This window comes from Dehalococcoidia bacterium (genome assembly GCA_025060295.1).
Lineage (GTDB): Bacteria > Chloroflexota > Dehalococcoidia > Lucifugimonadales > HRBIN23 > HRBIN23.
Genome location: JANXCH010000011.1, coordinates 129,065 through 155,544 on the forward strand (window position 1 = coordinate 129,065; position 26,480 = coordinate 155,544).

The following is a 26,480-nucleotide window of genomic DNA, read 5'->3' on the forward strand; positions in this document are numbered from 1 at the left end:
GGGAGAAAGCAAAGGCGCATGCGCACCTTCCGTATCGCCCTGGCCCAGGTGAACCCCACCGTGGGCGACCTGCAGGGCAACCGCGACCTGGTTCTGCGCTTCGCCCGCGAGGCGGCCGCCCAGGGGGCCGACCTGGTGGCCTTCCCCGAACTGGTGGTTACCGGCTACCCCCCCGAAGACCTCCTCCTGAAACCCCAGTTCATCCGGGACAACCTGAAAGTGGCCCAGGAGCTGGCTGCGGCCAGCACCCGCATCCCCATGCTCTTCGGCTTTGTGGACATGCGGGACAACGAGGTCTATAATGCCGCCGCCCTGGCCGCCGAAGGGCGCATCGTGGGCGTTTACCACAAAATCTACCTGCCCAACTACGGCGTCTTTGATGAAGACCGTTACTTCCGCCCGGGCAGGGTGTGCCCCGTGTTCGTCCTCAACGGCACCCCCCTGGGTATCAACATCTGCGAAGACATCTGGTACGCCATCGGCCCCGTGGCCGTGCAGAGGGAGGCGGGTGCGGAGGTCATCGTCAACATCAACGGCTCCCCCTACCACATGGGCAAGCGCCTCTTCCGCGAAAAGATGCTGGCCACCCGCGCCAGCGACAACCTCCTGTTCATCGCCTATGTCAACACCGTGGGCGGGCAGGACGAACTGGTCTTTGACGGGGCCAGCATGGTCTTTGATCAGAACGGCGACCTGGTGGCCCGCGCCAAGCAGTTCCAGGAGGACCTGCTGGTGGTGGATTTGCCGGTAGAGTCCGTGTTCCGCCAGCGCCTGCGCGATCCCCGCCCCCGCAAGGATGCCCCCTTCCTGCAACACATCGGCACTGCCCAACGCATCCACGTGTCCGCCTACAGCCCCCGAGAGCGCCCCCCCATCACCCCCCGCACAGAAGAGCCTCTCGACCCCATCGGCGAGGTCTACCACGCCCTGGTGCTGGGGGTGCGGGATTATGTGCGCAAGACGGGCCACCAGAAGGTGGTCATCGGCCTATCGGGGGGGATAGACTCCAGCGTGACCTGCTGTGTGGCGGTAGATGCCCTGGGGCCCCAGAATGTGCTGGGAATCTCCATGCCCTCCCGCTACTCCAGCGAGGGGAGCATCCTGGACGCCCGCGCCCTGGCCCAGAACCTGGGTGTGGACCTATGGGTGGTGCCCATCGAACCCGCCCACGCCGCCTACCTGGACATGCTGGCCCCCCACTTCAAAGACCTGCCCCCCGATGTAACGGAGGAGAACATCCAGGCCCGTATCCGGGGCAACATCCTCATGGCCATCAGCAACAAGTTCGGCATGCTGGTGCTCTCCACGGGCAACAAGAGCGAGATGGCCACTGGCTACTGCACCCTGTATGGGGATATGGCGGGGGGGTATGCAGTGCTCAAGGATGTGCCCAAGACCCTGGTGTATCGCCTGGCCGAGTGGCGCAACGCCCACGGCACCCCGCCCAACCCCATCCCTCCCAGCGTCCTCAAAAAGCCCCCCAGCGCTGAACTGCGCCCCGGCCAGCGCACCGAGGAGGAACGCCTCCCCTTCCGCCTCCTGGACCCCATTCTCAAGGCTTATGTGGAGGAGGACCGCACCTTTGAGGAAATCGTGGCTATGGGCTACGATGCGGAGGTGGTGAAACGCATTATCCGCTGGGTAGACCGCAACGAATACAAACGCCGTCAGGCCCCGCCGGGCATCAAAATCACCCCCCGCGCCTTCGGGCGCGACCGGCGCATGCCCATCGTCAACCGCTACCCCCACTTCTAAAGGAGGCACAATGACCACATCGGATGCCTTGTACGCCCAGGGACAGGAGATTCGCCGGCGTTTTGCAGGCGGGGGCACCTTTGTCGGCTCCCAGCCCGGGGCGCAGGACCTGGCTCCCGGCCTCTCCCGCATCGTGGACGAAGCCCTGTTCGGGGCCATCTGGAGCCGTCCCCAGTTGGACATCCGCTACCGAAGCCTGGCCACCATCTCGGTGCTCACCGTCCTGCAACGCCTCCCCCAACTGAAGGTGCATGTGCGCAACGGCCTGAACCTGGGCCTCTCCCCAGCCACCATCACCGAAGCCATGGCCCACCTGGTCTTTTACGGGGGACTGCCCGCCGCCCTCAACGCCCTGCAAGTGGCGGGGGAGGTGTTCGCCGAAAGGCCCGAATGGCAGAAGGCCGTTCAACGTCCTGCCCCTCCGCGCCCCGCCACCCTGGAGGAGCGGATTCAGAAGGGCAACGAGATGCGCCGACGCCTGTGGGGCGAGGCCGAGGCCCGTCGCGGCGTTGCCGCCGCCGAGGAACTCGCCCCCGACTTTGTGCGCCTGGTAGATGCCTACCTGTTCGGGGAGGTCTACTACCGCCCCGACCTGGACCTGAAGCAGAGGGCCGTCTGCACCCTGGCCGCCCTCACCGCCCTGGGCAAAGAGAGACAACTGGCTCGCCACCTGCGCGCCGCCCTGAACGTGGGCCTCTCTCAGCAGGAAATCGTGGAGGTGCTGTGCCACACGGCCTTCTACTGCGGCTTGCCCGCAGCTCTGAACGCCCTGAGCGTAGCCCACGACGTGTTTCGGCAGACGGGCATTTAGCGGCCGCTGACCTCCCCAGCGGGCACCCGGCGCGCCACCTCCTCCGCCAGCACCCCCGCCGACACCACCACCTTCAGAGCGTCCTCCACACTCATGGAGGTCTCCTCCACCTGGTCGGCGGGCACCACCACCAGAAAACCCGAGGTGGGGTTGGGCACCGTGGGGATGTAGACCACCAGATGTACCCGCCCATCACGCTCCCGCCACTCGCCGGTAACCAGGCCGATGGAACGCAGGCCAGGGCGCGGGAACTCCAAAAACACCACCCGCCGATAGCGCGCCGCGGAGTGGGAGTTGAACACATCAGCCACCTGGCGGGCGGTGCGGTATATCACCCGAATCCCAGGCACCCGCTCCATCAGCCCGTTCCACATCTGCACCAGTTGGCGGCCCACCACCGTCGTTACCACAAGCCCAATAATGTACAGGGCCACCACAGTGATGGCCAACCCCAACCCCGGCACCACCCCATGGAATAGCCGCCCCGTCAGCGGGCGCAACAGGCCATCCACAAACTCCACCACGAAGCGCACCACCAGGTAGGTGATGACGGCCGGCACCAGAACGGCCAAGCCCGTCAGGATGTTGCGCCGCAGGTGATGCTCCAGGCGGACAAGGGCTTTCCGCACCCAGGAGAAAAGGAACACGCCGCCGCCCCTTTACCCGACCAGATGTTGATACCAGCATAGCACACGTTCCACCCAGGCGTCCCAGGTGAAGGTGCGGGCGCGCTGGAGAGCCTGCTCCCCCATAACCTGGCGCAGAGAGGGGGAGGCCAGCAACGCCTCCTCCCGTAGAGCATAGGCCTGGGGACAGCCCCGTTCCACCAGGTATCCCGTCCGCCCGTGCTCCACCAGGCTGGCCAACCCCCCCACTCGCGCCGCCACCACCGGCCTCCCGCAGGCCATCCCCTCCAAAGCCACCATCCCGAAACTCTCATAGGCAGAGGGCACCACCACCACATCGGCTGCGGCATACAGGTGGGGCATAGCCCGCCCCGCCACCGGCCCCAACAAATGCACCCGCTCCGCTACACCCAGACGGTGCGCCAACCCCCGCAGAACACCATCGTGCTCCCCTGCTATCACCAAATGTCCCACCTCCATATGGGCCAGGGCCTCCACCGCCAAGGGGAAGCGCTTGATGGGATCGGGGCGTCCCACCGCCACCACGAGCGGTACATCGGGCAGACCAAACAGCCGCCGTGCCGCCAGGCCCTCGTGCGGGTGAAAGCGCTCCAGATCCACCCCCGGCGGGGCCAAAACCACGCGGTGGGGATCCGCCCCGTAGCCCTTTACCAGCAGATCCACCTCGTGGGGACTGGAGACCGTCAGACCCTGGGCCTGGCGTGCCAGCAGACGCTCGGCGCGCCAGCGGGAAGCAGGCTCGGCACGGCTGTCCAAGAACAGGCGCTTGGCCAGGGCAGTGGTATGGAAGGTAACCACCAGGGGCACCTCCCAGAGGCGGGCCAAGTGCAAGCCCGCCAGACCACTTGTCCAGTAATGGCCGTGCACAAGGGCATAGCGCTCAGCCGCGGCCTGCGCCACCCCTTGCCAAAAGGCCTGGATGCTCCCTGCAAGGGAGGAGGGTGCGGTCGGGATATGCATCACCTTCGCCCCAGGGGGCATCTCCACCAGTTCGTGGGGCGCATCGTGCGCGCGGGTGAACAGATGCACCTCCACCCCAGCCCTAACCAGAGCGGTGCACATGCCCCGCAGGTAGGTATTCATCCCGCCGAAGCGGGCTCGCCCCATGCCCACCAGCGGGCAGGTGTGGTGCGAAAGAACAGCGATGCGCACAGTCCGCCCCTAGCCCGCACGCTTCGGGGAGCGCAAAAGGGTCAGGCGATACAGTTTCCGGGAGCGCCCCCCCAGGCGGAACTTATAGTCCTCATCTCCCCGCAGGAAATCGTAATAAACCAGCCCCCGCTCTATGGCGTCCTTGATGGTTAACGCCTTCAGCACCAGGCCCACACTCCAATGCCCATAGGCGGGGTCAAACCCGCTGTTGTATAGCAGGCGCTGGCCCCTGTAATCAAAACACAAAGCGGAAGCCACCCGCTTCCCCACATGCTCCAGGAAGAAAAGGCGCAGGATGCCCCGCTCCGCCAGGGCCATCCCCGCATCCCGGAAAAAGGCCTCCCGCTGAGGTGTCAGGAAGCGGGACTTCTCCTCCATGCTTTGCCGCATCAGGGCGAAGAACTCGTCCAGAAAGCCCCATAGGTAGTTGGGGTCCTCGAGGGTATAGAAGTGGGGCAAGCCCTCGGGGGAAAGGCGGCGAATCTTGCGGCGTATCTCGTGGCGGTCGTGGCGGTCCAGCCCCTGCAGGTAGGCCTCCCAGGTGGCAGGCAAGGGCATCCCCGGTGCCACATCCTCCTGCTCCACCAGGCAGGCCCATCCTTGTCGGCGCGCCAGAGGGGGTATGTGCTCCAGCGTGGGCGACCCCTCCCGCACCGACAAAAGCACTACCCGCTCCCAGGACAGGGTGGCCAAAGTGTCCATCAGGGCGGGGTAAAAAGCCCCCTCCTCCCCCTGGGGGACCAGGAAATCGTGGTAGTCAAAGAGATCTGTCTCCCCCAGAAAGGCGAGTGCATCTCCTCTCTGGCAAAGGGGGGCTACTCCCAGAAGGCGTTGCCCGGCCCAGAAAGAGAGGAGCAGAGGCTCCCCCCCCTGCCCAAAGTGCTTCCACCAGATGCGTTGCCACAGCGCCGTCAAGAAGAGGGTATCTCCAGGAGAGCGGGCCAGGGCCTCCTCCCACACCGGGAGCACCGAGGTCCAGGACTCCCGCACCGCCCGCACCGTCAACGCCTGACACAAGCGCGCTCTCCTTGTTTCTCACCCGTGCGTGCCGACACCCTTTTCTCTAGGATACGGTGTGGCGGAGGACGGTGCACTATCCCCCCTGGCGCAGGAGGGCAAGGAATTCCCGCACCTGCTCCTGGATGCAGGCCGCATCGCCCCGCCACGCCTGGGTAACCAGTCGGGTGCCCGGCTTCTGAACGCCGCGCATACTCATGCACAGGTGCTCGGCGGCGACCACCACAAAGACGGCCCGGGGCTGGAGGGCCTGGTAGAGGGCATCGGCCATCTGGTTGGTGAGGCGCTCCTGCAGCTGGGGGCGACGGGCCAAAGCCTCCCACGCCCGCACCAGTTTGCTGGCCCCCACAATGCGCTCCCGGGGCAGGTAGCCGATGTGGGCGTGGCCAAAGAAGGGGAGCAGGTGGTGCTCACACAAGGAGTAGAAAGGAATGTCCCGCACCAGCACCAGCCCGTGCGCCCCCTCTGGGGGCAAGCCCAGCGCAAGGAACGCCTGGGGGTCCTCCTGCAGCCCCCTCAACAGTTCCCGCAACATCTCGGCCACCCGTTGGGGTGTCTCCTGGAGGCCCTCCCGCTGGGGGTCCTCCCCCACCGCCTCCAGAATCTCCCGGACGGCCCGACGGATGCGCTCCTCCTGGAACACCCGTCCTCCCCGTGCCGCGCCCGCACGCGGGGCGCCGCACACCAGCATACTTCAACGGCGCTGCGGGGACAACCTTTGACGCCCTCCTAGCCGTATGTTACCATTGCGCTAGGGCTACTCTCTCCCCCAGGGGGCAACTCCCATGCCAGGCCCGTCCATAGGCACGTACCTCGCCCTTTTTCTGATGTGCCTGGCCCTCTCCTTCTTTTTCTCCTACTCGGAAGCGGCGTTCCTGTCGGTTTCCCGCTTACGCTTGCGCACCCTGGTAGAGAAGGGCATCCCCCGTGCCCAGCGCGCCCTGGCCCTGGCCGAGCGCACTGACCGCCTGCTGGCCACTGTGCTATTGGGCAACAACACGGTCAACACCGCTGCCGCCTCGGTGGGCACGGCAGCCCTTATTCTGCTCCTGGGCTCGGAGGGCTGGGGTGTGGCGGTGGCCACAGCCAGCATCGCCGCCATCTTGGCCGTGTTAGGCGACCTGGTGCCCAAAAGCCTGGCCGCCAGCAACCCCGAACGCACCGCCCTGCGCCTGGTTACCTTGGTGGAGTGGGCAGAGCGCATTGTGTACCCGGTGGCGGCGGTGCTCCAGCGCATTAGCCGGGGTGTGGTGCGCCTGATGGGGGCCAAGACCTCCCGCCCCCCCTTCACGGAGGAGGAGCTGCACACCGTGATCCAGATTGGCAAAGAGGCAGGGGTGGTGGAAGAGGAGGAGGCCCACCTGTTCGCCAACATCTTCCGCCTGTGTGACCGCCAAGTGCGCCAGGTCATGACCCCCCGCACGGCCATTCAATGGGTCGCCAAAGGCACTTCTTTGGCCGACTTCCTCACCCTCTACCTGAAGGAGCCCCACACCCGCTACCCTGTCTACGAGGGCACCCCCGACAACCCCATCGGTGTGGTGGATATCCGCACCATCCTACGGGGCCTCGCCCAGGGCACCCTGCACCCCCACAGCGACATCACTACCCTGGCCACGCCTCCCATCTTCATCCCCGAGACAGCCCAAATCGGAGCGCTCCTGCAACAGTTCCGCCAAAGCGGCCAGCGCTTGGCTATTGTGGTGGACGAGTTTGGAGGGGTGGCGGGGATGGTGACCTGGGGGCAAATCGTGCGGGCTATTGTGGGCGTCATGGGCGATGAGGGGAAAGAGGCCATCTCCGCCGTCGGCCCCCATGTGTATGAGGTGGATGGCAGCCTCCCGGTGGACGAGGTCAACCAGCGTTTGGGCCTGTCCATCCCCCCCGGGGATTACGACACCCTGGCGGGGTGGGTGATGACGGTGTTGGGACGTGTGCCTAAGGTGGGCGACGGCGTAGAATACCAAGGCTTCAAGTTTGTGGTGGCGCGCACGGAAGGGGCGCGGGTCTCCCGCATCTATGTGGTGCGTAAAGGGGAGCCCCTCCCTGCCATCGCACGCCACGAGGTGTCCTGACATGCGCCTGCTCCTGGTCCGCCACGGCGAGACCCCCGCTAACCGGGACGGGCGGGTGCAGGGCCACAGCCCCGAAGGGCTCACCCCGCTGGGGCAGCACCAGGCCCACAGCGCCGCCCGTCTGCTCAAGGGCTATGCCCCCACCGCCCTTTATACCAGCCCTTTGCCCCGTGCCCGGCAGACCGCCCGCATCATCGCCCAGCATTTGGGATTGGAGCCCCTCCCTTTGCCCGCCTTGGCCGAGATGCACCTGGGAGAGGTGGACGGCCTCACGGTGGCCCAGCTGCAGCAGCGCTACCCCGCCTTTATGAGCGCATGGCGAGCCGATCCCGCCCGTGCTGTTGCCCCCGGGGGTGAAAGCCTCCAGGAGGTTCAGGAGCGGGCGTGGCACGCCCTGGAGGACCTCCTGCACCGCCATCCCCACGAGACCGTGGTGGCCGTGAGCCACAACTTCACCATCCTGGCCCTGCTGACCCGCGCCCTGGGCCTCCCCCTTCAGGGCTTCCGCCACTTCCACCTGGACCTGGGGGGCATTGTGGTTTTGGCCCGTGGGCGGGAGGGACAGTGGGTGCTGGAGGCCTTCAACCTACGGGATACGGCGGCCCCTCCCCATGAGGCCTGACCCGTCCGATTCCCTGGTGCGGAAGGTGGCCCGCTCCCTGGAGGGGGCGGGCATGGGGGGAAAAGCCCTCCTCGTGGCCGTCTCCGGCGGGCCCGATTCCCTGGCATTGCTCTACGCCTTGCACACTTTAGGCGAGAGGTATGCCCTGCGCCTGTTCGTGGGCACCGTAGACCACCGTTTGCGCCCCACCAGCGCCCAGGAGGCCCAAGTGGTGGCCCAGCACGCCCAGGCCCTGGGCCTCCCCTGCCAGGTGCTCACCGCCGATGTGCGCTCCTACCAGCGCGCCCATCGCCTCACCCTGGAGCAGGCGGCGCGGGAGGTGCGCTATACTCTGCTGGCTCAGACCCTTCGTGCGCGAGGGGCTGATGCCCTCACCCTGGGCCACACCGCCACCGACCAGGCGGAAACGCTCCTTCTGCACATGGCACGGGGGGCAGGGCTGACAGGCCTGCGGGGGATGCGTGTTCTTTCCCCCCTGCCCACCCCGGTCGGCCCTGTTCAAGCCTTTCGCCCCCTGTTGGAGTGCCACCGCAGGGAAACCGAGGCCTTCTGCCAACGGTGGGGGCTGACCCCCTGTGTGGACGAAAGCAATCGGGACCTGCGCTTTGCCCGCAACCGGGTGCGCTGGGGCGTGCTCCCGGCTCTGCGCGCCCTCAACCCCCAGGTAGAGGAGGCCCTGGTGCGCCTGGCCCGCACGGCGGAGCAGGTGCTGGACTACTTAGACTCCCAGGTCGCCCGCGTGCGGGAGGAGGTGGTATCTCCCGTGCCCTCTGGGGTGGGGGTGGACACCACCCGCTGGCGGGATCTGCACCCCGCCTTGCAACGGCACCTCCTCCGCACCCTGTGGGGAGAGGTGGCCGGCACCCCGGAGGGCCTCACCCAGGCCCATGTCGAGAGCATGGTTACCCTTTTGGGAGGCCCAGCGGGGCGGCGGCTGGCCTTACCGAGGGGCATCGTCCTGGAGTGCGGGTATGGGCGGGCGTGGCTTGTGCGGAGGGATGTGCCCTGCCCCTTGCCCACCGTGGCGGGGGAGGTTATCCTCCGCATCCCCGGCACGACCCCCCTGGACGGCTGGGAGGTGCACACCCGTTGCGTGGAGCCCCCCGTGCCCTATCGGGAGGCGGGCCCCCTGCAGGCCTACTTAGATGCCGATGCCGTCGGGATGACTTTGCGCCTGCGGACGCGCCGGCCGGGCGACCGCTTCTGGCCTTTGGGGATGCCTGGCCCCAAGCGCCTGCACGATTTCCTGGTGGATGCCCACATTCCGCGGCGGTGGCGGGAGCGGTTAGCGCTTCTGGAGGGGCGGGAGGGCATTGCGTGGGTGCTCGGCGTGCGCATCGCCCATTGGGCGCGGGTAACGCCGCAGACGCGGCGGGTGCTGGTGGCGGAGGCGCGCCCGGCACAGGAGACGGCTTCCCCCCGGGGTGAAGCCGAAGGGGAATAAGAGGAAAAAACAACGGCCAGCCCGTGGGCTGACCAGAACGGGGCACCTTACGGAGCGGAGAACGGGAGGAAGGGTATGGTCTCTGCAGGAAGGCCCCTCTGAGCAGGAGCGATGGCGTTGGAGGGGGCAACGCCTCTGGGGGAGATCCCCCAGGCTCCTACCCACCGACCTAGGACTGCGCTGACGCGCACTCCCTAGAAAGGAGGTGATCCAGCCGCACCTTCCGGTACAGCTACCTTGTTACGACTTCGTCCCAGTCACCGGCCCCACCCTAGACGCCTGCCCCCCTTGCGGGTTAGCGTGGCGGCTTCGGGTGTTGCCGGCTCCCATGACGTGACGGGCGGTGTGTACAAGGCCCGGGAACGTATTCACCGCAGTCGGCTGTCCTGCGGTTACTAGCGACTCCGCGTTCACGGAGGCGGGTTGCAGCCTCCGATCCCCACTGGGGGCGGGTTTGCTGGGATTGGCTCCGGGTCGCCCCTTCGCTCCCCATTGTCCCGCCCATTGTAGCGTGTGTGTAGCCCAGGGCATAAGGGCCATGCTGACTTGACGTCATCCCCACCTTCCTCCCCCTTGTGGGGGGCAGTCCCCGCTGACATCCTAACAGCGGGCGGGGGTTGCGCTCGTTGCGGGACTTAACCCAACACCTCACGGCACGAGCTGACGACAGCCATGCAACACCTGTGCCGGCTCCCCTTGCGGGGTCGTCGGCCTTTCGGCCTTCTACCACCGGCATGTCCAGCCCTGGTAAGGTTCTTCGTTTTGCATCGAATTAAACCACACGCTCCGCCGCTTGTGCGGGCCCCCGTCAATTCCTTTGAGTTTTAGCCTTGCGGCCGTACTTCCCAGGCGGGGTGCTTAGAGCGTAGGCTGCGGCACGGAGGGGGTCGATACCCCCCATACCTAGCACCCATCGTTTAGGGCGTGGACTACCCGGGTATCTAATCCGGTTTGCTCCCCACGCTTTCGCGCCTCAGCGTCAGGAAGAGCCCAGCGGGCCGCCTTCGCCACCGGTGTTCCTCCCGATCTCTACGCATTTCACCGCTCCACCGGGAATTCCACCCGCCTCTGCTCCCCTCCAGCCCTGCGGTCTCCGGCGCGCTTCCTCGGTTGAGCCGAGGGCTTTCACACCGGACCTACAGAGCCGCCTACACGCCCTTTACGCCCAGTAAATCCGGGTAACGCTCGCCCCCTACGTGTTACCGCGGCTGCTGGCACGTAGTTGGCCGGGGCTTTCTGGTGGGGTACTGTCCGTCCTCCTCCCCCACAACAGGAGTTTACGACCCGAAGGCCGTCATCCTCCACGCGGCGTTGCTGGGTCAGGGTTTCCCCCATTGCCCAAGATCCCCTGCTGCTGCCTCCCGTAGGAGTGGGGCCCGTGTCTCAGTGCCCCTCTGGCTGGCCGTCCTCTCAGACCAGCTACCCGTCATCGGCTTGGTGGGCCGTTACCCCACCAACTACCTGATAGGACGCAGGCCCCTCCCCCAGCGGCCTTGCGGCCTTTCCAGGCACCCCTTCTGGGATGCCTGCGTATGGGGTATTAGCCCCAGTTTCCCGAGGTTATCCCCCCCTGGGGGGCAGGTTACCTACGCGTTACTCAGCCGTTCGCCGCTGAGGGGGTTGCCCCCCTCCGCTCGACTTGCATGCATTAGGCACGCCGCCAGCGTTCACCCTGAGCTAGGATCAAACTCTCCAGAGGAACCTTACCTTCCTCCCGTTCTCCGCTTGTTAAGGTGCCCCGTCGGGTCAGGGGGCTGTCCCCCCAACCCATCGCTCATTATAGGCCACCCCACGCCCCCTGTCAAGGGGTGCCCCCCGGGAATTTCCCCGACACCAAACGGGGGGCGAGCCCCCGCAGAGACCCGCCCCCCTTGCCCATCTACCAGCGCACGGCTTTACTTCTTCTTGGGAGCGGGCTTGCCCTTCACCTGCGTCACCCCCTTTCTGTGCGGTGGTGGGCTCCCCTACGGACACCAAAAACGGCCCCCGACGCCTCACCGTCGGCGGGCCGTGCCGTAGGCGTTACCAAGACCCTGGGGGACGATGCGTCGTCCATCTTCTCCCGCAACCTGCCCTGTTTTTACAGTAGCAAACAGACCCTCTTTGTCAAGGGGTTTGGGGCGCAATTTTTATCCCCTCCACGATTTGGCCGAATTTCCCCCGCACATCAGCAGGGGCTCCTCCCCACACCCCCACAAAAGGGAGACGGGCCCCGTTCCCAGGACCCGCCCCCTGAACGATCTCCCAGCGGGGATGGTGTTACTTCTTCTTGGGCTCGGGCTTACCCTTCACGACAATCACCCCCTTTCTCCACGCTGGGCATGGCCAACGGCAAAAAAAGAACCCCCGACCTCGGTGGAGGCCGGCGGCCCCAAGCGCTGGCGTGTGGGACCACGACGCGGCGAAGAGCCTTCGTCCATCCCGTGCCCAATCAGTTTGCAATTCCCTACTATAGCACGGCCCCGCCCCTTGTCAAGGGGGCCCAGCCCCCTGGCTAGCCCCCCGGGAGCACCCTGCTATCTTTTCCCCACAACACCCCACACCCCACCTAGAATAAGGGCACCCCCCACCAGGGTGGTGGAGGACGGCGTCTCCCCCAGCACCAGCCATGCCAAAACGGTGGCCACCACCGGCTCCGTCATGACCACCGCCGACACCACCACCGCCCGCAAGCGCCCCAGGGTCCAGTTGAGCAGAGTGTGCCCCACCATTTGGGGGAGCAGCGCCACCAACAGCAGGAAGCCCAACGTCCGCAATGTGAAGCCCCACACGGGCGCACCCCCCAGCAGGCTGGCCCCCACCAGCACCAGCGCCGCTGTCCCATACACCGGCCCAATGTAGGCCAGCAAGGGCAGGTGGGGGCGCACCGCCCGGCCAATGGTGTAATAGACCGCCACGCCCACCGCCCCCAGAAGGGCCAACCCATCCCCCAGCAGCTCCCTCCGCCCCAGGCGGAAGTCGCCCCATCCCAACACCAGCCCCCCCACCAGGGCCACCCCTATCCCCACGAGCACACGCCTCCCCGGCCGCTCCCCCAGGAACACCCACCCCAACACCGCCACCAAAAGGGGATTAGATGTTACGATGACCACCGAACTGGCTACGGTAGTGTAGTCCAGGGAGGCGATCCAAAAGGCAAAATGCACGGCTAACGCCACGCCCGAAAGGACGAGTAGCCCCCCTGTGCGCCAGCCCATGTGCAGCAGGACACGCCCGTGCAGGGCCCACGCCAGGGGCAGAAACGCCAGCGCCGCCACCCCTGTCCTCCAGGTGGAGACGGTCAGAGCAGGGGCATCGGCCAAGCGAATGAGCACCGCCGCGCTGGAGACCGCCAGCACCCCCGCCACCAACGCCCCATAGGTAGCAGCATCCCGATGCCCAGGGGGGCCGCGAACCTCGGAGGAAACGGAAATGCCCACGCCGGCCTCTACCCTTCGGCGGGCTGGCTGAACCAACGGGCCACTTCATCCCGCGGGAAGGTGGGCAGGGGCTCCCGATGCCCCCCACGCACCAGGAACAACCCCTCCCCCTTGCCCAGCACCCGCCCAATGACGGCACAGGGAATACCCTCCTTCTCTACCGCCTGCCGCACACCCTTTTCGGCCTCGGGGGGCACCACAATGAGCAGGGCACCCGATGCCAACATCCCCAAAGGGTCTAACCCCAACGCCCCACACACCGCCCGACACTCCTCCAGGACGGGGATAGCCTCTGCATCCACCTCCAATCCCACGCCGGCGGGGTGGGCCAGCTCCCAGAGGGCGGTGGCTAACCCCCCTTCGGTGGGGTCGTGGAGGGCGTGTATTTGCCCCGTTGCTGCCGCTGCCAACGCCTCCCGCACGATGCTAATGCCAGGCTCCACTAGGAGGCGTTGGGCCTGGGCCACCTGGTCTCGGGTCAGGCCCCTCCGCAGGAGAGCCTCCTCCGCCTCCCGGGCCAGCAAGGCCGTCCCCTCCAGAGCGATGCCCTTGGTGAGGAGAATCAGGTCACCGGGATGAGCACCCCCCGGGCGCACCAGGCGCTCCCGCTCCACCTCCCCCAGCATGGCCCCGATGGCCAAAGGGCGCGTCAACCCGTAGGTTACCTCCGTATGCCCCCCGATGAGGGTGATGTCCAAAGCGCGGCACGCCTCCACCACCTGGCGGAAGATGTCCTCGGCCAGGGCAGGAGTGCATCCCTCGGGAAGTAAAAGGGTACACACCAGCCAGCGGGGACGGGCCCCCATGCAGGCGATATCATTGGCATTCACCTGCACCACATACCACCCGATGCGGTCGGTGGCGAAAGTAATGGGGTCGCTCTTGGCCACCAGCAGGCGCCCCCCCATCTCCACCACCGCAGCATCGGCCCCCACGCCGGGGCCGACGAGGACGCGGGGGTCGGTGCCCTGGGCCATGCCCAGCAGGCGCTCCAGCAGAGGAGCGGGCAGTTTCCCCACCCATAAGCCGTGTGTATTCCCCATAGGGCGCCTCCCCTTGCCTTATCCCGCTTCTTTATGCCATCATACCCCCAGACTTGCCCGGGAGGACGCCTATGGTGCAGGTGGGCACGCGGCCGTACACCTATCGTCTGGTGGAGGGGTGGGCACACCTCCCCCGCTGGTGGGAGATGGGCGAGGTGGCCGATGTGGCCATCAGCCCAGAGGGGCTGGTATTCGTCTACTGTCGGGGGGCACACCCTGTCCTGGTGTTGGAACGGGATGGGCGCTTCGTCTCCTCGTGGGGCGAGGGCCAGTTCCGCAACCCCCACGGCCTCACCTTCGCTCCCGACGGCACCCTCTACCTGGTCGACCGGGACTCCCATGTGGTGCTCCAGTATACCCCCGAGGGACGCCTGCTCAAGACCCTGGGCACCCGCGACGCCCCCAGTCCCACCCTGTTCGGCCGCCCCTTCAACATGCCCGCCAAGGTGGCCTTCGCCCCCTCGGGCCACTTCTTCGTGGCCGACGGTTATGGCAACCGCCGTGTCCACAAGTTCGCCCCCGATGGCACCCTCCTCCTCTCCTGGGGCGAGCCCGGCACTGGCCCCGGCCAGTTCGCTTTGGTGCACAGCCTCATCGTGGACCCCAGAGGGCGGGTGCTGGTGTGCGACCGGGAGAACGACCGCATCCAGATTTTTGACCAGGAGGGGCGCTTCCTGGGGCAGTGGACAGGCATCCCCCGCCCGGCGGGCCTGGCCCTGGACGCCCAGGGCACCCTCTATGTGGCCGAGTTGGGGAGCCGCAGCGGCCCCCCTGGGGTGAGCATCTGGACGCTGGACGGCCAGTGCCTCGCCCGCTGGAGCAAGGAGCAGTGCCCCACCATCGCCGCCCCCCACGCCCTCGCCGTGGACGCCCGCGGCGATATCTACCTGGCCGAGGTGGCCCCCGGACGCCAACTGTTGAAGTTCGCCCGCCTCTAACCTGCGGGGCACGCACCATACACCCCCACCCAGCAAGGAGGACACTATGCCCAAACAGATTATCAACCCCCCCACAGTGCACACCCCCATCGGCCGTGGCTACTCCCACGCCGTCAAGGTGGGGAACACCGTCTACATCGCCGGCCAGGTGGCGCTGGACGCCCAGGGCACCCTGGTCGGCAAGGGGGACATCCGCGCCCAAACCGACCAGGTGTTCCGCAACCTCCAGGCCGTTCTGCAGGCCTGCGGGGGCTCCTTGCGCGACCTGGTGAAGATCAACGTCTACCTGGTACGGGCCGAGGACATCCCCGCCTTCCGCGAGGTGCGCTCCCGCTACCTCGCCCAGGAGCCTCCCGCCTCCACCTTGGCCGTCATCTGCCAACTGGCCTCCCCCGACTTCCTAGTGGAAGTGGAGGGCATCGCCGTCGTCGGTGCCTAATCGTGTTGTACCACAGGGAGGGAAAGAATGCCCGCACCGGTTGCCTTTGTCGGCTTGGGGCTGATGGGAAAGCCCATGGCCCGCAACATTTTGAAGGCCGGCTTCCCCCTGACCGTCTGGAACCGCACCCCCAGCAAGGCCCAGGACCTTCTGCAAGAAGGGGCGCGCTGGGCCCCTTCCCCCGCCGATGCCGCCCGTCAGGCCGACATCACCATCACCTGCGTGACCGACTCCCCCGATGTGGAGGAGGTGGTGCTGGGGCCTCAGGGGATCATCCACGGTGCCCGCCCCGACAGCATCCTCGTGGACATGAGCACCATCTCCCCCAAAGTTACCCAGACCATCGCCCAACGCCTGAAGGAGAAGGGCATCCATATGCTGGATGCTCCCGTCAGTGGGGGCGTCTGGGGAGCCATCAACGCCACCCTCTCCATCATGGTGGGGGGCGAGAAGGCCGTCCTGGAGCGGGCCATGCCTGTCCTGCAAGCCATGGGCAAGCGCATCACCCACTGCGGGGGCAACGGCATGGGCCAGGTGGCCAAGGCGGTCAACCAAATCATTGTCGCCGGCACCCTGGCGGCCGTGTGCGAGGGGCTGGTCTTCGCAGCCCGGGCAGGTGCCAATCTTCAGGCCGTCTTCCAGGCCGTGACGGGCGGGGCCGCCAACTCCTGGCAACTGGAGAACCTGGGTGCCCGCATCCTGAAGGGCGACTTCGCCCCCGGCTTTATGGTCAAACTCCAGCAGAAGGACCTGCGCATCATCCTGGAATCGGCACGGGAGTGGCACCTGCCCCTCTTCACCACCCCCATCGTCAACCAGGTGTTCCACATTCTTGAGCGCCAAGGCCTCGGAGAAGAGGGCACCCAGGCTTACATCAAGGCGTTGGAGCAACTGGCGGGGGTGCAGGCCCGCCTCCCCTCGGCCTAGACCACGCCGTCCCATACCACCCACCCCCCTGCCCCTGCTAGCATGGGCAGGGGGATACTTGTGCTGGACCATCCCGACGCCCTTCTCTCGCGGCCCTGGGTCGCCCTGGACCTGGAGACCACCGGCCTGGACACGGCCCACGACGCCATCATTGAGGTGGGGGCGGTGCGCTTCCAGGGCGGAAAGGTGCTGGACACTTTCACCAGCCTGGTGAACCCCTATCGCCCCATCCCCCCTGAAGTGGAGCGCCTGACGGGGATCACCTCCCGCGCCGTAGCCACCGCTCCACCCTTTGCCCTGGTGGCAGGGCAACTGTTGGACTTTCTGGGCGATGCCCCTGTTATTGTGGGGCACAACCTGGCCTTTGACCTGGCCTTTTTGGAGCGGGCAGGAGTGCGCCCTTCAGCCCTGCCAGCGGACACTCAGGAACTTGCAGAGGTGCTGTTCCCCCGCGGCCCGTATGGGCTCGGGGCTTTGGCATCGGCGTTGGGCATCCCTGTAACCACTGCCCACCGCGCCCTGCCCGATGCCCTGACCACGGCGCACCTGTGCGGAGTCTTATGGGAGCGCTTGCTGGCCCTAGACCCCTCCCAAGTGGCGGAGTGGCGACGTCTGGCGACCCTGGGAGGGCGTCCCGTGGGGAGGCTGTTGGCCGTCGTGGAGGCCCTGCAAACCCAACGGGGCCTGCGCCCCCGCTTCGGCCCCGGGGGCGTTGATACCGACGCCCTTGCCCAACGCCTGGCCTGCCCCCCTGCGCCCAAAGACCCCCATCCCCCTCCACCCGCCACCGAGGAGACGGTGCTGGCTTTCCTGGAACCGGGAGGGCCGTGTGCCCGCCTTGTGCCGGGATGGGAACACCGCCCCCAACAGGTGGAGATGGCCCGCGCGGTCCTGCGCACCTTCACCGAGAGAGGCGTCCTGCTGGCCGAAGTGGGCACCGGCGTCGGTAAGACCTTGGCCTACCTGGTGCCCGCCGCCCTCTTCGCGCTCCAGCGGGGGGAGCGCGTGGTGGTCTCCACCGCCACCGTCAGCCTGCAAGAGCAGTTGGTGCAGAAGGACCTCCCCCTCCTCTCCCAGGCCCTGCAAGCCCTGGGTGCACCCCCCGTGCGCTGGGCGCTCCTGAAGGGGAGGGGGCATTACCTCTGCCTGCGGCGGTTCAGCTATTGGCGCAGCGCCCCCACCCTGACTCCAGACATGGCCCACCTGCTGGCCAAAGTAACCCTCTGGCTCAACTCCACAGCCGCCGGCGACCGGGGCGAGTTACGCCTCTCCCCTCGCCAGGCAGCCCTGTGGGGCGACCTGTCAGCCCAAGCATCCGTAGCCTGCCCGGACGGGCGGGGCCCCTGCTTCCTGGCGGCCGCCCGCGCCTGCGCTGAGGATGCCCACATCCTGGTGGTCAACCATGCCCTCCTTCTGCGGGCGGCAGCGGCGGGGGGTGGGCTTCTCCCCCCCTTCCGCTACCTGGTGGTGGACGAGGCCCACCACCTGGCCGACGAGGCCACCCGCCAGTTCGGTGTGCGTGTGGAGCGGAGAGGGGTGGACATGCTCCTGGAGCGCCTAGCGGGGCCCACAGGGCTGGCCCAGACCGCGGTGGTGGCCTACACCCCCTCCCGCGCCAGCCGCGAACGCCGCCAACAGACCGAGGCTGCGGCCCAGGCCTTACAACGGGCCGTGCACACCGCCCGCGAGGCGTGGGAGGCTTTGTGGCATGCGGCTGTGGCCTTCGCCCACCAGCACCGGGAGGGCAGGGGGGAGACGGGCATAGAGGTGGCCGTTACCCCCGAACGCAGACGGGAACGCCTCTGGGCCTCTCTGGCAGCGACCTGGGACCGCGTATACCCCGCGTTGAGGGACGTGGAGCGAGCCCTCCTGGCCCTGTTCGCCTCCCTGGAGGGGTTGCACAACACCGGTCTGGCCAACTATGAAGCCGTGCTGGCCGAGGTGCACAGCCGTCTGCAGGAGATAGGGGAGGTCTTGGCGGGCCTCACCACCTTTTTCGGCCCCCACCACACCGATACGGTCTACTGGCTGGAGGCCCAGGAGGGGGAGGGGGCTTTGGTGTGCGCCCCCTTGCAGGTAGGGAACCTCTTGCAGGAGCACCTGTTCACAGGTCTGGAGGGGGCAGTGCTCACAAGCGCCACCCTGGCAGTGGCTGGGGATATGCTCCCCACAGCCACCGACCTGGGGTTGACCGACGCCAAGCACCTGATCGTCGGCTCTCCCTTTGACTACCGACGGCAGGTGATGGTGGTGGTGCCCACCGACCTGCCCGACCCTGACGGGGCGGACTATATGCTGCGGGTGCCCCAGGTGCTGGCGTCCCTGGCGAAAGTGGCCCACGGGCGCATCCTGGTGCTGTTCACCTCCCACAGCACCCTGCGCCATATCGCCGACACCCTGCGCCCCCTCCTTGCCCCCCAGGGCATCCGTGTGCTGGCCCAGGGTCTAGACGGCACCCCCCAACAGGTAACCGAGCAGTTCATCCAGGAGGGGAAGGCTGTCCTGCTGGCCACCGCCAGCCTGTGGGAGGGACTGGACCTCCCGCCCGGGAGCCTGAAAGTGGTGGTGCTGGCACGCCTGCCCTTCCCCGTGCCCACCAGCCCCCTCTTCGCTGCCCGCTCCCAGTTGTATCCAGACCCCTTTCACGACTATGCGGTGCCTCAGGCCGTTCTGCGCTTCCGCCAGGGGTTTGGACGCCTGGTGCGCCGCCGCTCCGACCGCGGGGCAGTGGTGGTCCTGGACAGCCGTCTTTTGACCCGCTCCTATGGCCCCCTCTTTTTGCGCTCTTTACCCCCCTGCCCCCTGCAGCGCGTCCCCACAGCCAGTATCTCCCAGGTGGTGGGGCAATGGCTTGCCGGGTGACGCGGGCCGTCGTACCCCTCCAGTCCCCTCTGGACCTCCAGACCACCCTCTTCAGCGGGCAGGACTTCCGCTGGGAGCCGGAAGGGGACGGGTATGTAGGCTGGCTGGGGGATGCCCCCGTCCTCTTGCGCCCTGTGCGCACCGCTTTGGAGGCCCACTCCCCTTTGCCGGCGGAGGAGACCGCCGCCCGCCTCCGATGCTACTTTCGCTTGGACGACGACTTACAGGCAGTGCACCGCGCACTGGCGGAGGACGGGCCGGTGGCCCAAGCGATGCGGCGCTGGCAGGGCCTGCGCCTCCTCCGATTGGACGCCTGGCACGCCCTGGCGTCCTATATCTGCTCCGCGCAAGCCAACATCCCCCGCATCACCCGCATGGTGCACGCCCTGGCCAGACACCTGGGAGAACCTGTGCATTTCATGGAGAGGGTGCTCTGGCGCTTCCCCACACCCCACACCATAGCCCAGGCGGGGGAAGGGGTGCTCCGCGCCTTGGGTCTCGGCTACCGCGCCCCCCACCTGTGGCAGACGGCTTGTCAGATCGCCCAAGGGGAGGTGGACTTGGCAGCCCTGGCTTCCCTGCCCACCGAGGACCTGCGCCAGTGCCTCCGGGACCTGCCGGGCGTAGGGGACAAGGTGGCCGACTGTGTGCTCCTGCTGGGGTATGGGCGCACCGAGGCCTTCCCCATAGATGTCTGGGTGCGCCGTGCCCTCCGGGAGGGCTATTCCATCCCCCCACCCCACACCTACAGGCGCTTGCGGGAGTGGGCAGTGCAGCGGTGGGGACACTATGCCGGCTACGCCCAACTATACCTGTTCCACCACTGGCGCACCCGCAGGCGTCGAGGATAAGGCATCGCCAACGGCCTTCTGGGAGAATACCAAGTGGAGAGCTAATGTAAGCGGTCATCGCCACAGACCTCGGCCGGCAGGTCGCCCTGTCTGTTGCCCACATTCACCGTGAGGCTTGTGGGACCCGGTGGGGCCTGGGCCACACCCCGCTCCTTTGCCCCCTGGAGGGTGCCTGCAGGCGGCCCACCGCCCTGAGGGGTCTTCCTGTCCCTGCCCCTGCAACTCTGCCTCGAGCGCTTCTACTGTCCATTCCACTAGACGGGGGCCAGGGCCGCATACTCCAACACCTGTCCCACCACCCTTCGGCGTCTCTGGGGGTTCTGGGGGAGTTTGCACTCCGTCAAGATCAGGCACCCCGTCGGCGAGGCCAGCAGCACATCCACCGCCATATCCTGCAGGTTACCTCTCGCGCTGAGGTGCACAGTTCCTTACCCCCTCACCGCCTCGGCCACCAAGCCGGGGTTTTTGGCGATAAGGCGTTGGAGCATATCCTCCTGGTGCATACCACAGTGAGTTCCGCCTGGCAATCCACCGGCTGCAGCTCCTCCGACGTGCCTGTGGCCGGGAAGTAACGGTAGACAGACACAACCGATCCCCTTTACCCCACCTGCAGCACCAGTTTTCCAAAGAAACTCCGGCTCTCCATCGTTTCGTGGGCGCGGCGGGCCTCGGCGAGGGGAAAGACCTTATCCACCAGCCCCTTCACCAGCCCCCGACGGGCCGCATCCACCACCTGGCGGAAGTCCTCCTTGTTCCCCATGCTCACCCCGAACACCATCACCTGCTTGCTGAACAGTTGCCCCATGTGCAACTCGGTGCGGTAGCCCGTGGTAACCCCGCACACCCCATAGCGCCCGCCCCGCGCCAGCACGGCATAGGCCTTGGGCCAGAACTCGGCTCCCACGTGGTCCACCACCATGTCCACCCCCCGTCCGCCCGTCACCTCCAACACCCGCTTCTCCAGATCCTCCTGGGTATAGATGATGACCTCGTCGGCTCCCAGGGAGCGGGCGCGCTGGGCCTTGTCGGGGGTGCTGGTGGTGGCGATGACCCGCGCCCCCAGCACCCGCTTGGCCACCTGGATAGCCGCCGTCCCCACCCCCGCCGAGGCCGACAGCACCAGCACCGTCTCCCAGGGCTTCACCGCCCCCTTCCGCACCAGCATGTGCCACACGGGCATAAAGGTGGTGGGCATAGCCGCCGCCTCCTCGTAGGACAAGTTGGGGGGGATAAGGTAGGCGTTGGCGGCAGGGGCCACCACATACTCCGCATACCCCCCGTTCACGGTGGAGCCTAACATCCCCCGGGAGGGGCACAGGTCGTCCTGGCCGGCCCGGCAGAAGTCGCACTGTCCGCAGGAGAGCACGGGGTCTAGCACCACCCGCTCCCCGCCCCTAAGGGTGCGCACCCCTGGCCCCACCTCCACCACATCCCCCGCAATGTCCAGACCCAGGATGAAGGGCTGGGGGAACTCCCGACGGGTGCCCCGCAACCCCGTGCGTATCCACACATCCAAACGGTTGAGGGAGCACGCCCGCACCCGCACCTTCACCTCCCCCCAGCCGGGGACAGGGTCGGGCACCTCCCCATAGGTAAGCACCTCAGGGCCACCGTGCTGTTGGATGTAGACCGCTTTCATCACTACCCCCCTTGCGGTCCTCTTGGGCGGAACAGCGCGGGGAGAGCCAGCGCCTTACAGGTCGGGCTGGCCCAGCTCCCGCCCAAACGCGCCCGTCTCGGCGATCTCCTCGCCGAAGATACGCAAGTTGCCCACATGGAAGCCCTCGGCCGGCCGATAGGCCCCCGCCCGCAGGGCCTCCAGGAGATCCTTCTCGTTGCGGATGGGGCCGTCAAAGAGGGTGACCCCCTTCCCCAAGCCGTGCACCGAGTGGGCATCGCTCCCCCCTGTGCCCGGCTTGCGCAGGCGGCGGCACACCTCCAGGGCGAAGCGGTTCTCCTGGTCGGTGTTGGCCCCGTTGACCACCTCCAGAGCGTCCACCAGGTCAAAGAGCATGTGCTCGCACGCCTCCCGGGGCGTCTTGGGGTAGCAACGGGGGTCCTTAAACAGGAGGTTGTGGTTATAGGGCGGGGGGTTGAACAGGTTGCGGAAGGGGTGGGCTGCCACCATATAGCCCCCCAGGGCCTGTACCACCTTCCGCAGGTCGCGCACACGGGTCACCCCAGGCAGGTAGCCGTCTAACCCGAATACGAGGATATGCCCGTAGTCGGTATCAATCTCCAAGGCGCGGATAAGGACGATATCCTGCTGGCGGGCGAAGCGTTCAAAATCGTGGCGGTCGGTCCATCCGCTGTGCTCCGTGAGGCATACACCCGTCAATCCGATGCGTCGCGCCTCCCGCACCAGCTCCTCAGGGGTGAGGCTACTATCGCTACTACCCTTGGTGGTGTGCACATGCAGGTCAAAGATAGAGACCATCGGTGGAATATCTGGAGCCCAAATGCACGCTTCCCTTATGCTACCGTAGGGGGGAGAAGGAGTCAACGGCAGCGGTCAGCCGGAGCCGTTGCCGCCACTGGCGGGGGCTGGACGGGGGGCCAGACGGGGCTCCCGCAGGCGCAGGCCCAGCAGAAGGGCAGGCACCATCATCCCCACCCCCACGATCCCCAACACCCCCAGCCCCAGGGTAGCCACACCCACCCCCAACACCAATGGCAACACAATGCCCGAGGCGTTGCTGAAGGTGTCGTTGGCTCCGATGGCACGCCCCCGCTCGCTGGGATGCACCACATCGGCGATGAGGGCCGTGGCCCCCACATTCACGAACGACCACCCCACGCCCACCAGGAAGGTGCCCGTGGTGATCACCCAGTAGTGGGGGGTGAGGGGCACCAGGGCTGACCCCACCGCGGAGATCACCAGCCCCCACAGCAGCACCGCCTTCCGCCCGATGCGGTCGGCCAACCGCCCCAAGGGCAACGACAACCCGAACATCCCCACCACATGGATGGCCACCGACACCGAAATGGCCGTGGGGGAGTGGCCGTGGTGGCTCAAAGCCAGCGTGGTCAAGGCCATGATCATCGCCATATTGCCCTGGGAGACCATGCTACAGATGAAGGCCACCAGAGTGGGGAAACGGCGGAAGTAGTCCAAAAATCCCGCTTCGTTGCGTGCAGGGGATGGAGGGGGGGATGACTTTAACCCCGGCCAATAGCGGTCCAGGTGGGTGGCGATGAACCTGGGGTCTGGATGCACGAGGAACAACGCACCCAAAGCGGGAGCCAGCGCCAAAGGCACCAGCAACCACGCCAGGGCCAAACCATCCACCCCCACCTGGGCCGAGGCCCCCTGGGCGGCGCGCACTAGTAAGGGAGCCACCAGCGCCCCCACCAGGGAACCCGTGAGCACAAACCCCACCCCTTCGGCGCGCCGACTGGCGGGGAACATCTCGGCAGCGGCCAACCGCATCTGCTGGGCAGCCCCCATGCCCGCCCCGAACACCATCAGCGCCCCCAGAAAGAGGTAAAAGGAGCGCATCGCCATCGCGATGCCGATAAGCACCGCCCCCACCAGCCCCACGCCAATGGCCAAACCCAGCCCCGGGCGTCTCCCGATCATGTCCGTCAGCTTGCCGAAGGGATAGCCCACGGCGAAGCGACTGGCCCCCAAAATGCTGACCCCGATCCCCGCCAGAGCAGGAGAACCGGACAACTGCACCACCATCAACGGAGTGAGGGCGGGCACCATCTGGAAGCCCACCCCCACCATCGCCTGGGAGAGGGTGATGAGAAGCAGATTCCGTCGGATAAGCGGGGGAACTTTCTGGGAAGGAGCGGAGACAGGGTTACAGTTCGCACACACAGTCGCTCGTTTTCATAAGCCTGTGCTGGCCCCCCATGCTAGCATTGAACATAGGGATGCTGTCAAGGGGAAGGGATGCCACGCCCACGGGGGCGGGGAATGGGTCTGCCCGTGCCCCGGCGTGCACGCAGCCCTCCTTCCCACCCTAGGGCGTCTGGCCGCCCGTCCTCCCATCCCAACCCAGGAGGCAGATATGCGTGGGGGATGGCTCCTCCTGCTGGGGGTTATCCTCATCCTGACGGGGCTTCTCCTCTCCTCGGGGTTCACGGCCCGTCTGGTCGAGATCCTGTTGCGCCTCATCGGCTTCGTGCTGATCCTCGTCGGGGTGGTGGCGGCGGCTGTGGGGCTGTGGGGGGTTCTCAGCGGGCGGCGGTAGGGCCTCCCCCGCGGGCCACGCCTGCAGCGTGGGCCTGGATGTCGGCGTGGTAGGAGGAGCGCACCAACGGCCCTGCTGCCACATGCCGAAAGCCCATCCGCTCCCCCTCCTCCCGCAACTGCTCAAACTCCCGCGGGTGGTAGAAGCGGGCGATGGGGTAGTGAATGGGCGAAGGGCGTAGGTATTGGCCGATGGTGAACAGGTCGCAGTCCACCGCCCGCAGGTCGCGCATGGTCTCCAAGACCTCCTCGTAGGTCTCCCCCAGGCCCACCATCATCCCCGATTTGGTAACACACGCGGGCCAGCGGCGCTTGGCCTCAGCCAGCAGGCGCAGACTGCGGTCGTAATCCCCCTTAGGGCGCACCCGCCGGAAGATGCGCCGCACCGTCTCAATATTGTGGTTGAGCACATCGGGGCGGGCGTCCAAAACGATTTGCAAGGCGTCCCCGTTGCCGCAGAAGTCGGGGATGAGCACCTCCACCTGACAGCCCGGCACTGCCTGGCGCACCTGGCGGATGCACTCGGCGAAGATGCTGGCCCCCCCGTCGGGCAGGTCGTCGCGGTTGACGGAGGTGATGACACAATACTTCAACCCCAGGCGACGGACGGCCTCGGCCAAACGGTAGGGCTCCTCCCGATCCAGGCCCTGGGGCCTGCCCGTCTTGACGGCGCAGTAGTGGCATCGGCGGGTGCACAGGTCTCCCAGAATCATAAAGGTGGCGGTGCGGCGCTCCCAACACTCGCCGATGTTGGGGCAGTGGGCCTCCTCGCAGACGGTATGCAGGGCGCTCCCCCGCAGGAGGGCCCGCAGCTCCAGGTAGTTAGGCCCCCCGGGGAAGCGCACCTTGAACCACTCGGGCAGGCGACGCTCAACGGTCGCGGTCATCGGCGCACCCCGCATGCACTATCATACTCCCCTTGGCACGGTGTGCACACCCCCTTATAATCCAGGTATAATGCGTGTGGAGCCAAGCCCGAGCCATGTCCCCGGTGGACATCCGCGAGTGGCTTCTGGTGGGGGCCACGCTCGTGGGGGCGCTTGCAACGGTTGCCCTGGCCGTTTTCGCCCTCTGGAACCTTTTGCCGGCCCTGCGCCAATACCGTGAGCACCGGGAGCGGGAGGTCCTGCGTGAACTGACTGTGTTGCGGGGCTATCGTCTGGAGGCTTTGCAGAGGCTCCTTCACCAGTCTAACGACCCGTCAGAGCATTCATACTTCCAACAGCAGGTGCAAGAGGCATCACAGGAATACGAAGCCTGGTCCCAGGCCCTTATCAATGAATACCACAGATTGGCTTTGCGGATAGCGCGTCCTCTGATGGAACGCCTCCTCAAACAAGTAGCAGAGACCAAGACGAAAAAAGGCTTCGGCTCGCCCCGCCAGTAGAGGGAGGGTATTATGGCCCAGACCCTCACCCTTGCCCAGAGTGAACAGACTGTCGTGACCCCAGCGCCCTTCGCCATGCCCGAGGCGTGGCCCACCCCCGAGGCCAGGGACCGCCTTAAGGAGCAGGGCTGGGACAAAAAGGCGAGGGCATTCCTGAAGTTGATGTTGACCATCCCCCCCGATGCCTATAAGGCGCGCGACTGGCTGGGCATCGCCCGCCTGTGGGCGAGCCTAGAGGAGTGGGAGAAGGCCCTGTGGGCCTATGAAGAGGGCATCAAGCGCTTCCCCACACTCCGCAAAGATGCCGCCGTCCAACGGGAGCGGGCGGATGTCCTCGCCCGCCTGGGGCGTTACCAGGAGGCCCTGCAAGCCTACGACGAGGCCATCGCCCTCAAGCGCAAGTTCCCCGAGGCGTGGTTCAACAAGGGCAATGTTTTGGTGCACCTGAAGCGCTACCAAGAGGCCCTGCAAGCATACGATGAGGCCCTTAAACATAACCGTAAGTTTCCCGAAGCCTGGAACAACAAGGGCATCGCCCTGGCTAACCTAAAGCGCTACGAGGAGGCCCTTCAGGCCTTTGACAAAGCCCTCGCCCTCAAGCCCAAATCCCCCAAAGCATGGAACAACAAGGGCAACGCCCTGGCTGCCCTGGGGCGCTATGAGGACGCTCTGCACGCCTACACCCAGGCCCTCGCCCTCCAGCTTGACATCCCCCAAGCGTGGTACGGTGTGGGTGTGACTCTCGCCTACCTCGGGCGCACCGCCGAAGCGGTAGAATGGCTGTGCCGGGCGTGGCGGGCCAGGGACAACCTCCCCGATAAGGGGGCAAGCCTGGAGGCAGCCCTCAAGGCCCTGGGGCGCTCCCCCCAGGACTGCGAAAAGGCATAACTTTA

Annotated in this window: 24 protein-coding genes and 1 rRNA gene; 13 read left to right on the plus strand and 12 right to left on the minus strand. The window is 66.6% G+C overall.

Going from position 1 to position 26,480, the window contains the following annotated elements:
• Window positions 1-18: 18 nt before the first annotated feature.
• On the plus strand, window positions 19-1,755 hold the full coding sequence (locus tag NZ951_05720) for an NAD+ synthase (protein ID MCS7207413.1): 1,737 nt from the start codon (window positions 19-21) through the stop codon (window positions 1,753-1,755).
• 10 nt (window positions 1,756-1,765) lie between these two features.
• Window positions 1,766-2,566 carry a carboxymuconolactone decarboxylase family protein gene (locus NZ951_05725; GenBank protein ID MCS7207414.1) on the plus strand — a complete coding sequence of 267 codons (801 nt, stop codon included), beginning with the start codon at window positions 1,766-1,768 and terminating at the stop codon, window positions 2,564-2,566.
• Here the strand turns inward: NZ951_05725 and NZ951_05730 are convergent.
• The 4 genes from NZ951_05730 to folE all read right to left on the minus strand — a co-directional run bounded on the left by NZ951_05730 (window position 2,563) and on the right by folE (window position 6,073).
• Window positions 2,563-3,213: a DUF502 domain-containing protein gene (locus tag NZ951_05730; GenBank protein MCS7207415.1), complete on the minus strand. Its 651-nt coding sequence runs from the start codon at window positions 3,211-3,213 to the stop codon at window positions 2,563-2,565. The genes NZ951_05725 and NZ951_05730 overlap by 4 nt on opposite strands.
• Window positions 3,214-3,225: 12 nt before the next feature.
• Complete coding sequence (locus NZ951_05735) at window positions 3,226-4,365, minus strand: glycosyltransferase (GenBank protein ID MCS7207416.1); 1,140 nt, start codon at window positions 4,363-4,365, stop codon at window positions 3,226-3,228.
• Between the two features lie 9 nt (window positions 4,366-4,374).
• The gene (locus NZ951_05740) at window positions 4,375-5,382 is read right to left on the minus strand and encodes a GNAT family N-acetyltransferase (GenBank protein ID MCS7207417.1); all 1,008 of its coding nucleotides are present in this window, start codon (window positions 5,380-5,382) and stop codon (window positions 4,375-4,377) included.
• A 76-nt stretch (window positions 5,383-5,458) separates the two neighbouring features.
• The gene (gene folE, locus NZ951_05745; protein ID MCS7207418.1) at window positions 5,459-6,073 is read right to left on the minus strand and encodes a GTP cyclohydrolase I FolE; all 615 of its coding nucleotides are present in this window, start codon (window positions 6,071-6,073) and stop codon (window positions 5,459-5,461) included.
• Window positions 6,074-6,167: 94 nt separating this feature from the next.
• Here folE and NZ951_05750 point away from each other — a divergent pair, with 94 nt between their 5' ends.
• From NZ951_05750 to tilS, 3 genes are read left to right on the plus strand one after another with little or no spacing between them, the layout of a single operon-like run.
• Window positions 6,168-7,457: a hemolysin family protein gene (locus tag NZ951_05750; protein MCS7207419.1), complete on the plus strand. Its 1,290-nt coding sequence runs from the start codon at window positions 6,168-6,170 to the stop codon at window positions 7,455-7,457.
• Window position 7,458: 1 nt separating this feature from the next.
• A complete protein-coding gene (locus NZ951_05755) occupies window positions 7,459-8,079 on the plus strand; it encodes a histidine phosphatase family protein (protein MCS7207420.1) in 621 nt (206 codons plus the stop codon).
• The gene (tilS, locus tag NZ951_05760; protein MCS7207421.1) at window positions 8,069-9,523 is read left to right on the plus strand and encodes a tRNA lysidine(34) synthetase TilS; all 1,455 of its coding nucleotides are present in this window, start codon (window positions 8,069-8,071) and stop codon (window positions 9,521-9,523) included. Before NZ951_05755 ends, tilS begins: the two co-directional genes overlap by 11 nt.
• Before the next feature lie 198 nt (window positions 9,524-9,721).
• Here the strand turns inward: tilS and NZ951_05765 are convergent.
• The 3 genes from NZ951_05765 to NZ951_05775 form a co-directional block, all read right to left on the minus strand.
• Window positions 9,722-11,222 (minus strand): 16S ribosomal RNA (locus NZ951_05765).
• A gap of 817 nt (window positions 11,223-12,039) precedes the next feature.
• On the minus strand, window positions 12,040-12,942 hold the full coding sequence (locus NZ951_05770; GenBank protein MCS7207422.1) for a DMT family transporter: 903 nt from the start codon (window positions 12,940-12,942) through the stop codon (window positions 12,040-12,042).
• A gap of 8 nt (window positions 12,943-12,950) precedes the next feature.
• A complete protein-coding gene (locus NZ951_05775) occupies window positions 12,951-13,985 on the minus strand; it encodes an AIR synthase family protein (GenBank protein ID MCS7207423.1) in 1,035 nt (344 codons plus the stop codon).
• Between the two features lie 71 nt (window positions 13,986-14,056).
• Here NZ951_05775 and NZ951_05780 point away from each other — a divergent pair, with 71 nt between their 5' ends.
• Genes NZ951_05780 through NZ951_05800 form a run of 5 tightly spaced genes read left to right on the plus strand, consistent with a single transcriptional unit; the run spans window position 14,057 to window position 20,002 of the window.
• Window positions 14,057-14,923, plus strand: a complete 867-nt coding sequence (locus NZ951_05780) for a peptidyl-alpha-hydroxyglycine alpha-amidating lyase family protein (protein ID MCS7207424.1) — start codon at window positions 14,057-14,059, stop codon at window positions 14,921-14,923.
• Window positions 14,924-14,969: 46 nt separating this feature from the next.
• Window positions 14,970-15,362, plus strand: coding sequence for a RidA family protein (locus NZ951_05785; protein ID MCS7207425.1), 393 nt, complete (start codon window positions 14,970-14,972; stop codon window positions 15,360-15,362).
• Between the two features lie 27 nt (window positions 15,363-15,389).
• Window positions 15,390-16,289 (plus strand): NAD(P)-dependent oxidoreductase, encoded by a 900-nt coding sequence (locus NZ951_05790; protein MCS7207426.1) that lies wholly within the window; start codon window positions 15,390-15,392, stop codon window positions 16,287-16,289.
• A 60-nt stretch (window positions 16,290-16,349) separates the two neighbouring features.
• Entirely contained in the window at window positions 16,350-19,151 is a 2,802-nt protein-coding gene (locus NZ951_05795) for an exonuclease domain-containing protein (GenBank protein ID MCS7207427.1), read from the plus strand.
• On the plus strand, window positions 19,136-20,002 hold the full coding sequence (locus tag NZ951_05800; protein ID MCS7207428.1) for an 8-oxoguanine DNA glycosylase: 867 nt from the start codon (window positions 19,136-19,138) through the stop codon (window positions 20,000-20,002). Before NZ951_05795 ends, NZ951_05800 begins: the two co-directional genes overlap by 16 nt.
• Window positions 20,003-20,256: 254 nt before the next feature.
• Here the strand turns inward: NZ951_05800 and NZ951_05805 are convergent, their stop codons facing one another.
• The 4 genes from NZ951_05805 to NZ951_05820 form a co-directional block, all read right to left on the minus strand.
• Window positions 20,257-20,391, minus strand: a complete 135-nt coding sequence (locus NZ951_05805; protein ID MCS7207429.1) for a hypothetical protein — start codon at window positions 20,389-20,391, stop codon at window positions 20,257-20,259.
• Between the two features lie 209 nt (window positions 20,392-20,600).
• Window positions 20,601-21,641 carry a zinc-binding dehydrogenase gene (locus tag NZ951_05810; GenBank protein ID MCS7207430.1) on the minus strand — a complete coding sequence of 347 codons (1,041 nt, stop codon included), beginning with the start codon at window positions 21,639-21,641 and terminating at the stop codon, window positions 20,601-20,603.
• A 54-nt stretch (window positions 21,642-21,695) separates the two neighbouring features.
• On the minus strand, window positions 21,696-22,439 hold the full coding sequence (locus NZ951_05815; GenBank protein ID MCS7207431.1) for a CehA/McbA family metallohydrolase: 744 nt from the start codon (window positions 22,437-22,439) through the stop codon (window positions 21,696-21,698).
• A 75-nt stretch (window positions 22,440-22,514) separates the two neighbouring features.
• Window positions 22,515-23,825 carry an MFS transporter gene (locus NZ951_05820; protein ID MCS7207432.1) on the minus strand — a complete coding sequence of 437 codons (1,311 nt, stop codon included), beginning with the start codon at window positions 23,823-23,825 and terminating at the stop codon, window positions 22,515-22,517.
• A 193-nt stretch (window positions 23,826-24,018) separates the two neighbouring features.
• On the opposite strand from NZ951_05820, the gene NZ951_05825 reads away from it, so the two are divergent.
• Complete coding sequence (locus NZ951_05825; protein MCS7207433.1) at window positions 24,019-24,201, plus strand: hypothetical protein; 183 nt, start codon at window positions 24,019-24,021, stop codon at window positions 24,199-24,201.
• Here the strand turns inward: NZ951_05825 and lipA are convergent.
• Window positions 24,185-25,087: a lipoyl synthase gene (lipA, locus tag NZ951_05830; GenBank protein ID MCS7207434.1), complete on the minus strand. Its 903-nt coding sequence runs from the start codon at window positions 25,085-25,087 to the stop codon at window positions 24,185-24,187. The two genes, NZ951_05825 and lipA, sit on opposite strands and share 17 nt — an antisense overlap.
• A 95-nt stretch (window positions 25,088-25,182) precedes the next feature.
• On the opposite strand from lipA, the gene NZ951_05835 reads away from it, so the two are divergent.
• Both NZ951_05835 and NZ951_05840 read left to right on the plus strand, forming a co-directional pair.
• On the plus strand, window positions 25,183-25,587 hold the full coding sequence (locus NZ951_05835) for a hypothetical protein (protein ID MCS7207435.1): 405 nt from the start codon (window positions 25,183-25,185) through the stop codon (window positions 25,585-25,587).
• Window positions 25,588-25,599: 12 nt separating this feature from the next.
• A complete protein-coding gene (locus NZ951_05840; GenBank protein MCS7207436.1) occupies window positions 25,600-26,475 on the plus strand; it encodes a tetratricopeptide repeat protein in 876 nt (291 codons plus the stop codon).
• Window positions 26,476-26,480 lie beyond the last annotated feature (5 nt).